This window comes from Arenibacter troitsensis (assembly GCF_900177645.1).
GTDB classification, from domain to species: Bacteria; Bacteroidota; Bacteroidia; order Flavobacteriales; family Flavobacteriaceae; genus Arenibacter; species Arenibacter troitsensis.
In genome coordinates this window covers 339,337-350,859 of record NZ_FXAO01000005.1, presented here as the reverse complement: position 1 = coordinate 350,859, position 11,523 = coordinate 339,337, and the positions used below count along the sequence as shown (strand labels likewise).

At 39.4% G+C, this 11,523-nt stretch carries 21 protein-coding genes; all 21 read left to right on the top strand.

Annotated features, from left to right (window positions below; all coding sequences use genetic code 11):
• Positions 1–234 precede the first annotated feature (234 nt).
• The 21 genes from rpsL (at position 235) to rplR (ending at position 11,521) form a co-directional block, all read left to right on the top strand.
• Entirely contained in the window at positions 235–609 is a 375-nt protein-coding gene (rpsL, locus tag B9Y87_RS13470) for a 30S ribosomal protein S12 (RefSeq protein ID WP_085499615.1), read from the top strand.
• 78 nt (positions 610–687) lie between these two features.
• A complete protein-coding gene (gene rpsG / locus B9Y87_RS13465; RefSeq protein ID WP_072865355.1) occupies positions 688–1,164 on the top strand; it encodes a 30S ribosomal protein S7 in 477 nt (158 codons plus the stop codon).
• A 9-nt stretch (positions 1,165–1,173) separates the two neighbouring features.
• A complete protein-coding gene (gene fusA, locus B9Y87_RS13460) occupies positions 1,174–3,306 on the top strand; it encodes an elongation factor G (RefSeq protein ID WP_085499488.1) in 2,133 nt (710 codons plus the stop codon).
• 11 nt (positions 3,307–3,317) lie between these two features.
• Entirely contained in the window at positions 3,318–3,623 is a 306-nt protein-coding gene (gene rpsJ, locus B9Y87_RS13455) for a 30S ribosomal protein S10 (RefSeq protein WP_010230113.1), read from the top strand.
• A 238-nt stretch (positions 3,624–3,861) separates the two neighbouring features.
• The gene (gene rplC, locus B9Y87_RS13450; protein ID WP_031445115.1) at positions 3,862–4,482 is read left to right on the top strand and encodes a 50S ribosomal protein L3; all 621 of its coding nucleotides are present in this window, start codon (positions 3,862–3,864) and stop codon (positions 4,480–4,482) included.
• Complete coding sequence (gene rplD, locus B9Y87_RS13445; protein WP_072865352.1) at positions 4,482–5,111, top strand: 50S ribosomal protein L4; 630 nt, start codon at positions 4,482–4,484, stop codon at positions 5,109–5,111. Before rplC ends, rplD begins: the two co-directional genes overlap by 1 nt.
• 7 nt (positions 5,112–5,118) lie before the next feature.
• Positions 5,119–5,409: a 50S ribosomal protein L23 gene (gene rplW, locus B9Y87_RS13440; protein WP_031445113.1), complete on the top strand. Its 291-nt coding sequence runs from the start codon at positions 5,119–5,121 to the stop codon at positions 5,407–5,409.
• A 9-nt stretch (positions 5,410–5,418) separates the two neighbouring features.
• Positions 5,419–6,243, top strand: a complete 825-nt coding sequence (rplB, locus tag B9Y87_RS13435) for a 50S ribosomal protein L2 (protein ID WP_085499487.1) — start codon at positions 5,419–5,421, stop codon at positions 6,241–6,243.
• 13 nt (positions 6,244–6,256) lie between these two features.
• A complete protein-coding gene (rpsS, locus tag B9Y87_RS13430) occupies positions 6,257–6,535 on the top strand; it encodes a 30S ribosomal protein S19 (RefSeq protein ID WP_026810026.1) in 279 nt (92 codons plus the stop codon).
• A 3-nt stretch (positions 6,536–6,538) separates the two neighbouring features.
• A complete protein-coding gene (gene rplV, locus B9Y87_RS13425) occupies positions 6,539–6,946 on the top strand; it encodes a 50S ribosomal protein L22 (RefSeq protein ID WP_031445111.1) in 408 nt (135 codons plus the stop codon).
• A 10-nt stretch (positions 6,947–6,956) separates the two neighbouring features.
• Entirely contained in the window at positions 6,957–7,679 is a 723-nt protein-coding gene (rpsC, locus tag B9Y87_RS13420; RefSeq protein WP_072865350.1) for a 30S ribosomal protein S3, read from the top strand.
• A 20-nt stretch (positions 7,680–7,699) separates the two neighbouring features.
• Entirely contained in the window at positions 7,700–8,119 is a 420-nt protein-coding gene (gene rplP, locus B9Y87_RS13415) for a 50S ribosomal protein L16 (RefSeq protein ID WP_072865349.1), read from the top strand.
• A 17-nt stretch (positions 8,120–8,136) separates the two neighbouring features.
• Positions 8,137–8,328, top strand: coding sequence for a 50S ribosomal protein L29 (rpmC, locus tag B9Y87_RS13410; protein WP_031445108.1), 192 nt, complete (start codon positions 8,137–8,139; stop codon positions 8,326–8,328).
• A gap of 13 nt (positions 8,329–8,341) precedes the next feature.
• Positions 8,342–8,599 (top strand): 30S ribosomal protein S17, encoded by a 258-nt coding sequence (gene rpsQ, locus B9Y87_RS13405; RefSeq protein WP_031445107.1) that lies wholly within the window; start codon positions 8,342–8,344, stop codon positions 8,597–8,599.
• A gap of 2 nt (positions 8,600–8,601) precedes the next feature.
• The gene (rplN, locus tag B9Y87_RS13400; protein ID WP_031445106.1) at positions 8,602–8,970 is read left to right on the top strand and encodes a 50S ribosomal protein L14; all 369 of its coding nucleotides are present in this window, start codon (positions 8,602–8,604) and stop codon (positions 8,968–8,970) included.
• 13 nt (positions 8,971–8,983) lie between these two features.
• Positions 8,984–9,298: a 50S ribosomal protein L24 gene (rplX, locus tag B9Y87_RS13395; protein ID WP_072865348.1), complete on the top strand. Its 315-nt coding sequence runs from the start codon at positions 8,984–8,986 to the stop codon at positions 9,296–9,298.
• A 2-nt stretch (positions 9,299–9,300) separates the two neighbouring features.
• A complete protein-coding gene (gene rplE, locus B9Y87_RS13390) occupies positions 9,301–9,852 on the top strand; it encodes a 50S ribosomal protein L5 (protein ID WP_031445104.1) in 552 nt (183 codons plus the stop codon).
• A gap of 1 nt (position 9,853) precedes the next feature.
• Complete coding sequence (gene rpsN, locus B9Y87_RS13385) at positions 9,854–10,123, top strand: 30S ribosomal protein S14 (protein ID WP_031445103.1); 270 nt, start codon at positions 9,854–9,856, stop codon at positions 10,121–10,123.
• 68 nt (positions 10,124–10,191) lie between these two features.
• On the top strand, positions 10,192–10,590 hold the full coding sequence (rpsH, locus tag B9Y87_RS13380; protein WP_072865346.1) for a 30S ribosomal protein S8: 399 nt from the start codon (positions 10,192–10,194) through the stop codon (positions 10,588–10,590).
• Positions 10,591–10,610: 20 nt separating this feature from the next.
• Entirely contained in the window at positions 10,611–11,153 is a 543-nt protein-coding gene (rplF, locus tag B9Y87_RS13375) for a 50S ribosomal protein L6 (protein ID WP_072865345.1), read from the top strand.
• A gap of 11 nt (positions 11,154–11,164) precedes the next feature.
• Positions 11,165–11,521: a 50S ribosomal protein L18 gene (gene rplR / locus B9Y87_RS13370; protein ID WP_085499486.1), complete on the top strand. Its 357-nt coding sequence runs from the start codon at positions 11,165–11,167 to the stop codon at positions 11,519–11,521.
• Positions 11,522–11,523: the final 2 nt, after the last annotated feature.

Here is an 11,523-nt window from a genome sequence, read left to right as displayed (position 1 = left end):
TTATTATTTGTGTATTGTTCTTTTTGTTTCCAATTCTTCAATTTCTCGAAGTTTAGTTTTTTGTTTGTTTTTGATGTAAGAAAAGGGTGTCTAAGGATCTAATTCTAGGTTACTGAATATGTTGCGAATAAAAATTATAAAAAATAAATAGCACATGATTTGAATTATTGTGAATAATTACTACATTTGCCAGCCCTTAAAAGAGGGGTTAAGTTTTTATTATACAAAAATAGTATGCCAACAATTTCACAATTAGTACGAAAAGGAAGAGTCACGATTACTAAGAAGAGTAAATCGGCTTCTTTGGATTCGTGTCCTCAAAGAAGAGGTGTATGTACACGTGTTTATACTACCACTCCTAAGAAACCAAACTCTGCAATGCGAAAAGTTGCGAGGGTTAGGTTGACCAACGGAAAGGAAGTAAATGCTTACATACCAGGTGAGGGTCACAATTTGCAAGAGCACTCGATAGTATTAGTAAGAGGCGGAAGGGTAAAGGATTTGCCAGGAGTTAGGTATCACATCGTTAGAGGTGCCTTGGATACAGCAGGTGTTGCTGGAAGGACACAACGTAGATCTAAATACGGAGCAAAACGCCCTAAGAAGTAAAAATTTGTTGAAAGTCATATAGTAAAGGCCAAATTGCTTTTAATGTAGGGCTATTGACCATTAACTCAAAAAGAAGAAATGAGAAAAAAGCAGGCAAAAAAGAGACCACTTTTACCAGATCCAAGGTTTAATGACCAATTGGTGACCCGTTTTGTTAACATGATGATGTGGGATGGGAAAAAGTCGGTTGCCTTTAAAGTTTTTTACGATGCTATTGATATCGTAGAAGAGAAAAAGACAGACGAAGAAAAAACCGCATTGGAACTATGGAAAGATGCATTGTCCAATGTTATGCCTCATGTTGAGGTAAGAAGTAGAAGGGTAGGAGGGGCTACTTTTCAGATTCCTATGCAGATCAGGCCGGATAGAAAGATTTCAACCGCAATGAAATGGCTTATTAGTTATTCTCGTAAGAGAAACGAAAAGGCGATGTCGCAAAAATTGGCAGGGGAAATTTTGGCTGCATCAAAAGAAGAAGGTGCTGCTGTTAAGAAAAGAGTGGATACTCATAAAATGGCTGAGGCCAATAAGGCATTCTCACACTTTAGATTTTAATAAGCAGAAATGGCAAGAGATTTAAAATATACAAGAAATATTGGAATTGCAGCACATATTGATGCTGGAAAAACTACTACGACCGAAAGGATTTTGTTCTATACGGGCGTTAGTCATAAAATAGGTGAGGTGCACGATGGTGCGGCTACAATGGACTGGATGGAGCAAGAGCAGGAAAGGGGTATTACCATTACTTCTGCCGCTACTACTTGTGAATGGAATTTCCCTATGAAAAATGGGGCAGTTACAGATGAAACCAAGCCATATCACTTTAATATTATAGATACTCCGGGACACGTTGATTTTACCGTTGAGGTAAACCGTTCCCTAAGGGTGTTGGACGGGTTGGTATTCCTGTTTAGTGCGGTTGATGGCGTAGAGCCCCAGTCTGAAACTAACTGGAGGTTGGCCGATAATTACAAGGTGCCAAGAATGGGCTTTGTAAATAAAATGGACCGTCAAGGTTCCAACTTCCTTAATGTGTGTAAGCAGGTTAGGGAAATGTTGAAATCCAATGCAGTTCCTATTGTATTGCCGATTGGTGACGAAGCTGATTTTAGGGGTGTAGTTGATTTGGTTAAGAACCGTGCAATTATATGGCACGAGGAAAACTTTGGTGGTACTTTTGATGTAGTGGATATTCCGGCCGACATGAAAGATGAGGTAAAGGAATATAGGGCTGCTTTGATAGAAGCTGTTGCCGAGTACGATGAAAACTTGATGGAAAAATTCTTCGAAGATGAAGATTCCATAACTGAAGATGAAGTGCACGCTGCTCTAAGGGCTGCTGTTATGGATATGAGTATCATACCTATGATCTGTGGTTCTTCATTTAAAAACAAAGGGGTTCAATTTTTGTTGGATGCCGTTTGTCGTTACTTGCCATCCCCATTGGATAAGGATGCTATTGTAGGTACCAATCCTGATACTGAGAAGCCTGAGTCTAGGAAACCTAGTGTTAAGGAGCCATTTGCAGCCTTGGCATTTAAGATTGCTACCGATCCATTTGTGGGTCGTTTGGCATTCTTTAGAGCTTATTCAGGTAGGTTGGATGCAGGTTCTTATGTGTTGAACAATCGTTCAGGAAACAAAGAGCGTATCTCTAGAATTTACCAGATGCATGCCAATAAGCAAAATGCAGTGGAATATATTGAAGCTGGAGATATAGGTGCGGCTGTAGGATTTAAGGATATTAAGACAGGGGATACTTTGTCTGATGAAAAACACCCAATTGTTTTGGAGAGTATGAACTTCCCCGATCCGGTTATCGGTATCGCGGTAGAGCCTAAAACAAAAGCTGATGTTGATAAGTTGGGAATGGCTTTGGCTAAATTGGCTGAAGAGGATCCAACTTTCCAGGTAAAAACAGACGAAGCATCAGGTCAAACTATTATTTCCGGTATGGGTGAGCTTCACTTGGACATTATTGTTGACCGTTTAAGACGTGAGTTTAAGGTTGAAGTAAGTCAAGGTGAGCCTCAGGTTGAGTATAAGGAAGCTTTGACCAAGACTGCTGCGCATAGAGAGGTTTATAAAAAACAATCTGGTGGTCGCGGTAAGTTTGGTGATATCGTCTTTGAGATGGGACCTGCTGATGAGGATTTTGTTGGAACTGGTTTACAGTTTGTTGATGAGATCAAAGGTGGTCGTATTCCAAAAGAATTTATCGGTCCTGTTGAAAAAGGATTTGCTGCCGCTATGAAGAACGGGCCATTGGCCGGATATGAAATGGATAGGATGAAAGTGGTTCTTAAGGATGGTTCTTTCCACCCTGTGGATTCTGATGCACTATCTTTTGAATTGGCTGCAAAAATGGGTTATAAAGCTGCTGGTAAAGCTGCTGGGGCTATAATTATGGAGCCTATCATGAAATTGGAGGTTTTGACTCCAGAGGAAAACATGGGTGATATAGTAGGTGACTTGAACCGTAGAAGGGGAACTGTTACCAATATGGATGACAGGGCAGGTTCCAAAGTTATCAAAGGAGAGGTGCCATTGTCCGAGATGTTCGGATATGTAACTTCTTTAAGAACCTTGTCTTCTGGTAGGGCAACTTCTACGATGGAATTTTCACATTACGCTGAGACCCCATCCAATATTTCAGAAGAGGTGATCAAGAAAGCAAAAGGATTAACAGCTTAAATCGTACTAAGATGAGTCAAAAAATTAGAATAAAATTAAAGTCGTACGACCATAACTTGGTGGATAAATCTGCTGAGAAGATCGTAAAAACGGTAAAGACTACAGGTGCGGTGGTAACTGGACCAATTCCTTTGCCTACACATAAGAAAATATTTACGGTGTTGCGTTCACCGCACGTAAATAAGAAAGCAAGAGAGCAGTTCCAATTAAGTTCTTACAAAAGGCTATTGGATATATACAGCTCTTCATCAAAAACCATCGATGCCCTTATGAAGTTGGAACTTCCCAGTGGTGTTGAGGTAGAGATCAAGGTGTAGTGAATCTTGGTTTTCTGGAGCAATAGCGAACTGAAAATCGTAGATGAATTGCATTCCGAACTTGTTTCGGAATCTGGTGAAAGAAGAGACAGACCCTGAAAGGAGTTCAGGGTAGACATGTCCCGAGCGTTTCGCGAAGGAAAAACGGAAAAAAATATATTCAGGGTTGAATTATATTTTGACCCTGTTTTTTTGTCAAAAAGTTTAAATAGTAATTAATTAATAATCAATTATAAATATGTCTGGGTTAATAGGTAGAAAAATAGGTATGACCAGCATTTTCGATGAAAATGGAAAGAATATTCCATGTACAGTAATCGAAGCTGGACCATGCGTAGTTACCCAAGTCAGAACCGAAGAGGTGGACGGGTACAATGCCCTTCAGCTTGGTTTCGATGACAAGGCAGAAAAACGTGCTAATAAAGCGGCTACAGGTCACTTTAAAAAAGCAGGAGCTTCTCCTAAGAAAAAGGTCATGGAATTCAGGTATTTTGAAGAAGGTGCGCACAAATTAGGGGATACTCTTGGAGTTGATCTTTTTGTGGAAGGAGAATTTGTTGATGTAATCGGTACCTCTAAAGGTAAAGGTTTTCAAGGTGTTGTTAAAAGACACGGCTTCGGCGGTGTTGGTCAATCAACCCATGGTCAGCACAATAGGTTAAGGGCTCCAGGTTCCATTGGTGCTGCTTCATATCCTGCAAGAGTGTTTAAGGGAATGAAAATGGCCGGTAGAATGGGTAGCGATAGGGTTACCGTTCAGAACCTAAGAGTATTAAAAATTGTTCCAGAAAAGAACCTTTTAGTGGTAAAAGGTTGTGTTCCTGGACATAAGAACGCTTACGTAACTATTGAGAAGTAATGAAGGTAGCAGTTTTAGATATAAAGGGAAAAGAAACAGGTAGAAAGGTTGAGCTTTCGGACGCTGTATTCGCAATAGAACCAAACAATCATGCTGTTTATTTGGATGTTAAGCAATATTTGGCACACCAAAGACAAGGTACGCACAAATCCAAAGAGCGTGCTGAAATAGCAGGTAGTACAAGAAAGATCAAAAAACAGAAGGGAACAGGTACTGCTCGTGCGGGTAGTATTAAGTCTCCTGTGTTTAGAGGTGGTGGACGTATTTTTGGACCAAGACCAAAGGATTATAAGCAAAAATTGAACAAAAATGTTAAGCGTTTGGCCAGAAGGTCTGCCTTGACTTTGAAGTCAAAAGACAATGCTATAATGGTGGTTGAGGACTTTAATTTTGAAACGCCAAAAACAAAGGATTTTAAGCAAATTTTGAAGTCTTTGGGCTTGGAGAATAAAAAATCCTTAATTGTGTTGGGTGATTCAAATAATAACGTATATTTGTCCTCACGCAATTTAGAGCGTTCTGAGGTTATAACTAACTCAGAATTAAGCACTTACAAAATATTAAACGCTAACAACCTGGTGTTGTTGGAAGGTTCTTTGGAAGGAATCGAATCGAACTTAATTAAATAAGCGAACCATGAGTGTGTTGATAAAGCCAATTATTACGGAAAAAATGACTGCTGATAGCGAGTTGCACAATCGTTATGGTTTTTTTGTTGACCCAAAAGCCAACAAGATCCAGATTAAGGAAGCAGTGGAAGCAACTTATGGTGTTTCTGTCGATAAAGTTCGAACAATGAATTATGGTCCTTCGCGCAAGTCGCGTTACACTAAAACAGGTGTGCAGCACGGAAAGACAAGTGGTTTCAAAAAAGCCATTGTTGATGTAGCAGAAGGAGATATTATTGATTTTTACAGTAATCTATAAAGACAAAAAATGTCAGTTAGAAAATTAAAACCAATCACTCCTGGGCAGCGTTTTAGAGTAGTAAACGGATTTGACGCCATTACTACTGATAAGCCGGAAAAAAGCTTGCTTGCTCCGTTAAAAAAGTCGGGAGGTAGAAACAGTCAAGGAAAAATGACCATGCGCCAGAAAGGTGGAGGTCATAAGAGAAGGTATCGTGTTATCGATTTCAAAAGGGATAAGCAAGGTGTTGCTGCGACCGTTGAATCAATTCAGTACGATCCAAACAGAACAGCTTTTATAGCATTATTGGAATATACCGATGGCGAAAAGAGATATGTAATTGCTCCAAACGGATTGCAAGTAGGGCAGGAAGTATCTTCAGGTAGCGGGGTTGCTCCAGAAATTGGGAATGCACTTCCTTTGAGTGAAATACCTTTGGGTACTATCATTTCAGGAATTGAGTTGCGTCCTGGACAAGGAGCGGTAATGGCCAGAAGTGCTGGTACATTTGCCCAGTTAATGGCAAAGGAAGGTAAGTTTGTTACCATTAAATTGCCATCAGGTGAAACCAGATTGGTTTTAGCGGATTGTTTGGCCACTATAGGTGCGGTATCCAACTCTGATCATCAGTTATTGGTGTCAGGTAAGGCCGGTAGAAGTAGATGGTTGGGAAGAAGGCCAAGAACAAGACCAGTAGCTATGAACCCTGTTGATCACCCCATGGGTGGTGGAGAAGGTAGGGCTTCTGGAGGTCATCCTAGATCTAGAAATGGAATTCCTGCAAAAGGATACAGGACCCGTTCCAAGACCAAGAGTACCAACAAGTATATTTTAGAACGTAGAAAGAAATAAAAAGTAGAAAGAAATGGCACGTTCATTAAAGAAAGGACCTTACGTTCACTATAGTTTGGATAAAAAAGTCCAACAAAATGTTGAATCTGGTAAAAAGGCAGTCATTAAGACATGGTCTAGAGCTTCTATGATTACTCCTGATTTTGTAGGTCAGACAATAGCGGTTCACAATGGAAAGCAATTTGTACCTGTTTTTGTAACAGAGAACATGGTGGGTCACAAATTAGGTGAATTTTCTCCAACACGATCTTTTAGGGGTCACGCTGGAGCAAAAAATAAAGGAAAAAAGTAAGCTATGGGAGTTCGTAAAAAACAAATGGCCGAAAGAATTAAGGCTGAAAAGCAGCAAATAGCGTTTGCAAAGTTAAATAATTGCCCTACGTCCCCTAGAAAAATGCGCTTGGTTGCGGATTTGGTTAGAGGTGTAAAAGTAGAGAAGGCGCTTGCTATTTTGAAATTCAACCAAAAGGAATCATCTCGTAGATTGGAGAAGTTATTGCTTTCTGCAATTGCTAACTGGCAATCCAAGAATGAGGACGCCAGTGTTGAGGATGCTGAACTTTTTGTTAAGGAAATTAGAGTGGATGGAGGAAGTATGTTGAAAAGACTACGTCCTGCCCCACAGGGAAGAGCACATAGAATTAGAAAACGTTCCAACCACGTTACCTTGGTTTTGGGATCTAACAATAACACACAAAGCTAGAGCATTTAGTATGGGACAGAAAACAAATCCAATCGGAAATCGTCTAGGAATTATCAGAGGATGGGAATCTAACTGGTACGGTGGAAACGATTATGGTGATAAACTTGCCGAAGACGATAAGATCAGAAAATATGTTCATGCACGTTTGGCAAAAGCAAGTGTGTCTAGAATTATTATTGAGCGTACTCTTAAGTTGATTACGGTAACCATTACCACTGCAAGGCCAGGTATTATCATTGGTAAAGGTGGTCAGGAAGTAGACAAATTAAAGGAAGAGCTTAAGAAGATTACGGACAAGGAAGTTCAGATCAATATTTTTGAGATAAAAAGACCTGAATTGGACGCTAACCTTGTTGCTGCCAGTGTAGCGCGACAAATAGAAAGTAGAATTTCTTTTAGAAGGGCTATAAAAATGGCAATTGCAGCGGCCATGAGAATGAACGCTGAAGGAATTAAAATTCAGATATCTGGACGTTTGAACGGAGCTGAAATGGCAAGATCCGAATCTTATAAAGATGGTAGGATTCCATTGTCTACTTTTAGGGCCGATATAGATTATGCTTTGCATGAAGCACATACAACCTATGGAAGATTGGGTATAAAAGTGTGGATCATGAAAGGTGAGGTTTACGGCAAAAGAGAACTTTCCCCATTGGTAGGTATGGCAAAAAGCCAGTCTCAGGGAAAAGGTGGAAAGCAGGAAGGACCGAAGAAACAACGTCGTAGAAAGTAATTTTTTAAAGAAGTAAAGAAATGTTACAGCCAAAAAGAACTAAGTTCCGCAAAATGCAGAAAGGTCGTATGAAAGGGATCTCTGGAAGGGGACATCAACTTTCAAACGGTATGTTTGGTATTAAATCAATGGATACCTCTTTTATAACATCGCGCCAAATAGAAGCAGCTCGTATTGCGGCAACTAGGTACATGAAAAGAGAAGGCCAATTATGGATAAAAATATTTCCGGACAAGCCTATCACCAAGAAACCTTTAGAGGTTCGTATGGGTAAAGGTAAAGGTGCTCCAGAATATTTTGTAGCTGTAGTATTGCCAGGAAGGGTTATGTTCGAGGTTGCCGGTGTGTCTCTTGATATTGCAAAAGAGGCTTTACGTCTTGCGGCACAGAAACTACCAGTAAGAACTAAATTTATTATTGCTAGGGACTATTCTGCTTAATATAATTGCAAGGAATCATGAAACAATCAGAAATAAAAGAATTATCAGTTGAGGGGTTAAAGGAAAAGAGTGCTGAATTTAAAAAGCAGTATTCCGATTTAAAATTGGCCCATTCTGTGACACCATTGGAAAACCCTTTACTTATCAGAAAGGTAAGAAGAACTGTGGCAAGATTGGCAACTGAATTAACTAAAAGGGAATTACAATAATTGGTTCTGCTTTATGGAAAAAAGGAATTTAAGAAAAGAGAGAATAGGCGTTGTAACTAGCAACAAAATGGAGAAATCAGTAGTGGTTTCAGAAGTTAAACGTGTTAAGCACCCTATGTACGGTAAGTTCGTGTTGAAAACTAAGAAATATGTTGCGCACGATGAAAAGAACGATTGCAATATTGGCGATACTGTTAAGATCATGGAGACACGTCCATTGAGTAAAACCAAATGTTGGAGGTTAGTGGAAATCATTGAAAGAGCTAAATAATTATGTTACAGCAAGAATCTAGACTAAAAGTAGCGGACAATACGGGTGCAAAAGAAGTTTTGACCATTCGTGTGTTGGGAGGTACAAAAAGAAGATATGCTTCTGTTGGGGATAAAATAGTAGTTGCCGTTAAGGAAGCTACGCCTAACGGAGCTGTTAAGAAAGGTGCAGTTTCCACAGCAGTTGTTGTAAGAACAAAGAAAGAAGTTAGAAGACCTGATGGTTCTTATATTCGTTTCGATGATAATGCATGTGTACTTTTGAACCCAACCGGGGAAATGAGGGGAACACGTGTTTTTGGACCAGTGGCCAGGGAACTTCGTGATAAGCAGTTCATGAAAATTGTATCATTGGCTCCAGAGGTGCTTTAATAAATATAGCAAAATGGGAAAATTAAAAATCAAAACAGGGGATACTGTTAGAATTATTGCCGGAGACCACAAAGGGGTAGAAGGTAAGGTTGTAAGTGTAGACCGTGAAAAAAACAAGGCGATCGTTGAAGGTGCCAATATGGTGTCCAAACACGAAAAGCCAAGTGCTAGCAATCCTCAAGGTGGGATTGTTAAGAAAGAGGCTCCCTTACAGATATCCAATCTGTCTTTGATCGATCCAAAATCTGGAGAGACCACTAGAGTTGGATTTGAGGTAAGAGACGGTAAGAAAGTAAGATTTGCGAAGAAATCTAAAGAAGTAATTTAGTTATGGCTTACGTTCCAAGATTAAAACAGGAATATAAAGAAAGAGTTATTAAGGCTCTTAGGGAGGAGTTTGGTTACAAGAATGTAATGCAGGTTCCTAAATTAGAAAAAATTGTTGTTAGTAGAGGTGTTGGTGCCGCTGTAGCGGATAAGAAGCTTATTGACCATGCTGTTGATGAGTTGACCAATATCACTGGCCAAAAAGCAATTTCAACGATGTCTAAAAAGGATGTTGCTGCATTTAAATTACGTAAAGGAATGCCAATTGGGGCAAAAGTAACCTTACGCGGAGAGAGAATGTACGAATTCTTGGATAGATTGGTTACAACTGCATTGCCAAGGGTAAGGGATTTCCAAGGAATTAAGGCTACTGGTTTTGATGGAAGGGGAAATTATAATCTTGGTATTACGGAACAAATTATATTTCCTGAAATAAACATTGATAAAATTAACAGAATCAATGGTATGGATATTACATTTGTAACCTCTGCCGAGACAGATAAAGAAGCTAAATCATTATTAACCGAATTAGGACTACCTTTTAAAAAGAATTAGTATGGCTAAAGAATCCATGAAGGCCCGTGAGGTCAAGAGAGAAAAGATGGTAGCTAAATATGCCGAGAAAAGAAAAGCCTTAAAAGAGGCTGGTGATTATGAGGCATTACAAAAATTGCCAAAAAATGCTTCCCCTGTGCGTTTGCACAACCGCTGTAAATTAACTGGAAGACCAAGGGGTTACATGAGAACTTTTGGTATATCTAGGGTTACTTTTAGGGAAATGGCCAATAATGGCCTTATACCAGGGGTTAGAAAAGCTAGCTGGTAATTTAAAGAGTATAAACTGGTTTCAGGTTTAACAATACTGTTAAAAACCGTTACCGTAAATCAATAATTATGTTTACAGATCCAATCGCGGATTATTTAACTAGAATTAGAAATGCAAGTAGCGCCGGCCACAGGGTGGTTGAGATTCCTGCATCTAATTTAAAGAAAGAAATTACTAAAATATTATTCGATCAAGGATATATTTTAAGCTACAAATTTGAAGATAATGCGGTTCAGGGGACTATTAAAATAGCCTTGAAGTATGACAAGTTCACAAAAGAGCCGGTTATAAAGAAGATTAAGCGAGTTAGTACACCAGGACTTAGAAAATATGCTAGCTCATCAGAGTTACCAAGAGTATTAAATGGTCTTGGTATTGCTATTATTTCTACTTCCCATGGTGTAATGACCAGCAAACAGGCAAAGCTTGAGAATGCAGGTGGGGAAGTATTATGTTATGTTTATTAATACTATAAAGATTAAGAAAGATGTCTAGAACAGGTAATAATCCAATAGCAATTCCAGAAGGAGTAACCGTAGAGGTTAAGGAAGATGTTATTACTGTAAAAGGTAAGCTGGGAGAACTTTCCCAAGAATTTTCTGGTGCTGCTGTTAAGGTTGAAGACGGTCAAGTATTTGTTACAAGGCCTTCAGATTCCAAGGAGCATAAAGCAAAACATGGTCTTTACAGATCTTTGATCTTTAATATGGTCCAAGGAGTTTCTAAAGGATGGGTTAAGGAATTGGAGTTGGTAGGTGTAGGATATCGTGCCAGCAATCAAGGACAAACATTGGATCTAGCTTTAGGATTTTCGCACAATATTGTTTTGGATTTGGCTTCAGAGGTAAAAGTGGAGACCGTATCCGAAAAAGGAAAGAATCCAATTATAAAGCTAAGTTCGCATGATAAGCAATTAGTGGGGCAGATCGCCGCTAAAATTAGATCTTTCCGTAAGCCAGAGCCTTACAAAGGAAAAGGAATTAAGTTCGTTGGTGAACAATTAAGAAGAAAAGCTGGTAAATCGGCTTAATAATTAGCATTATGGGATTAACGAAGACTGAAAGAAGACTACGTATCAGAAGGAGGATTAGAAAAATATCCTCAGGTACTGCAGAGAGGCCAAGGCTTGCTGTTTTTAGAAGCAATACAGGGATATACGCTCAAATTATTGATGATGTGGCTGGAACAACTTTGGTGGCTGCTTCCTCAAGGGATAAGGAGTTGGCCAAGGCTAAAGGGACTAAAACAGAAGTGGCTAACCTAGTTGGTAAGGCTATTGCCGAAAAGGCAAAGGAAGCTGGAATAGAGGCTGTTGCTTTTGATAGAGGTGGTAACTTATACCATGGAAGAGTAAAATCATTAGCCGATGGCGCTAGGGAAGCAGGATTAAAATTCTAATA

Excerpts from the sequence above, each read along its gene's own strand:
- rplD (WP_072865352.1), top strand. The coding sequence starts at position 4,482 with ATGAAGGTAGCAGTTTTAGATATAAAGGGAAAAGAAACAGGTAGAAAG.
- rpmC (WP_031445108.1), top strand. The coding sequence starts at position 8,137 with ATGAAACAATCAGAAATAAAAGAATTATCAGTTGAGGGGTTAAAGGAA.
- rpsJ (WP_010230113.1), top strand. The coding sequence starts at position 3,318 with ATGAGTCAAAAAATTAGAATAAAATTAAAGTCGTACGACCATAACTTG.
- rplV (WP_031445111.1), top strand. The coding sequence starts at position 6,539 with ATGGGAGTTCGTAAAAAACAAATGGCCGAAAGAATTAAGGCTGAAAAG.
- rplE (WP_031445104.1), top strand. The coding sequence starts at position 9,301 with ATGGCTTACGTTCCAAGATTAAAACAGGAATATAAAGAAAGAGTTATT.
- rpsL (WP_085499615.1), top strand. The coding sequence starts at position 235 with ATGCCAACAATTTCACAATTAGTACGAAAAGGAAGAGTCACGATTACT.
- rpsC (WP_072865350.1), top strand. The coding sequence starts at position 6,957 with ATGGGACAGAAAACAAATCCAATCGGAAATCGTCTAGGAATTATCAGA.
- rplB (WP_085499487.1), top strand. The coding sequence starts at position 5,419 with ATGTCAGTTAGAAAATTAAAACCAATCACTCCTGGGCAGCGTTTTAGA.
- rpsN (WP_031445103.1), top strand. The coding sequence starts at position 9,854 with ATGGCTAAAGAATCCATGAAGGCCCGTGAGGTCAAGAGAGAAAAGATG.
- rplX (WP_072865348.1), top strand. The coding sequence starts at position 8,984 with ATGGGAAAATTAAAAATCAAAACAGGGGATACTGTTAGAATTATTGCC.
- rpsG (WP_072865355.1), top strand. The coding sequence starts at position 688 with ATGAGAAAAAAGCAGGCAAAAAAGAGACCACTTTTACCAGATCCAAGG.
- rpsS (WP_026810026.1), top strand. The coding sequence starts at position 6,257 with ATGGCACGTTCATTAAAGAAAGGACCTTACGTTCACTATAGTTTGGAT.
- rpsQ (WP_031445107.1), top strand. The coding sequence starts at position 8,342 with ATGGAAAAAAGGAATTTAAGAAAAGAGAGAATAGGCGTTGTAACTAGC.
- fusA (WP_085499488.1), top strand. The coding sequence starts at position 1,174 with ATGGCAAGAGATTTAAAATATACAAGAAATATTGGAATTGCAGCACAT.
- rplW (WP_031445113.1), top strand. The coding sequence starts at position 5,119 with ATGAGTGTGTTGATAAAGCCAATTATTACGGAAAAAATGACTGCTGAT.
- rplP (WP_072865349.1), top strand. The coding sequence starts at position 7,700 with ATGTTACAGCCAAAAAGAACTAAGTTCCGCAAAATGCAGAAAGGTCGT.
- rplC (WP_031445115.1), top strand. The coding sequence starts at position 3,862 with ATGTCTGGGTTAATAGGTAGAAAAATAGGTATGACCAGCATTTTCGAT.
- rpsH (WP_072865346.1), top strand. The coding sequence starts at position 10,192 with ATGTTTACAGATCCAATCGCGGATTATTTAACTAGAATTAGAAATGCA.
- rplN (WP_031445106.1), top strand. The coding sequence starts at position 8,602 with ATGTTACAGCAAGAATCTAGACTAAAAGTAGCGGACAATACGGGTGCA.
- rplF (WP_072865345.1), top strand. The coding sequence starts at position 10,611 with ATGTCTAGAACAGGTAATAATCCAATAGCAATTCCAGAAGGAGTAACC.
- rplR (WP_085499486.1), top strand. The coding sequence starts at position 11,165 with ATGGGATTAACGAAGACTGAAAGAAGACTACGTATCAGAAGGAGGATT.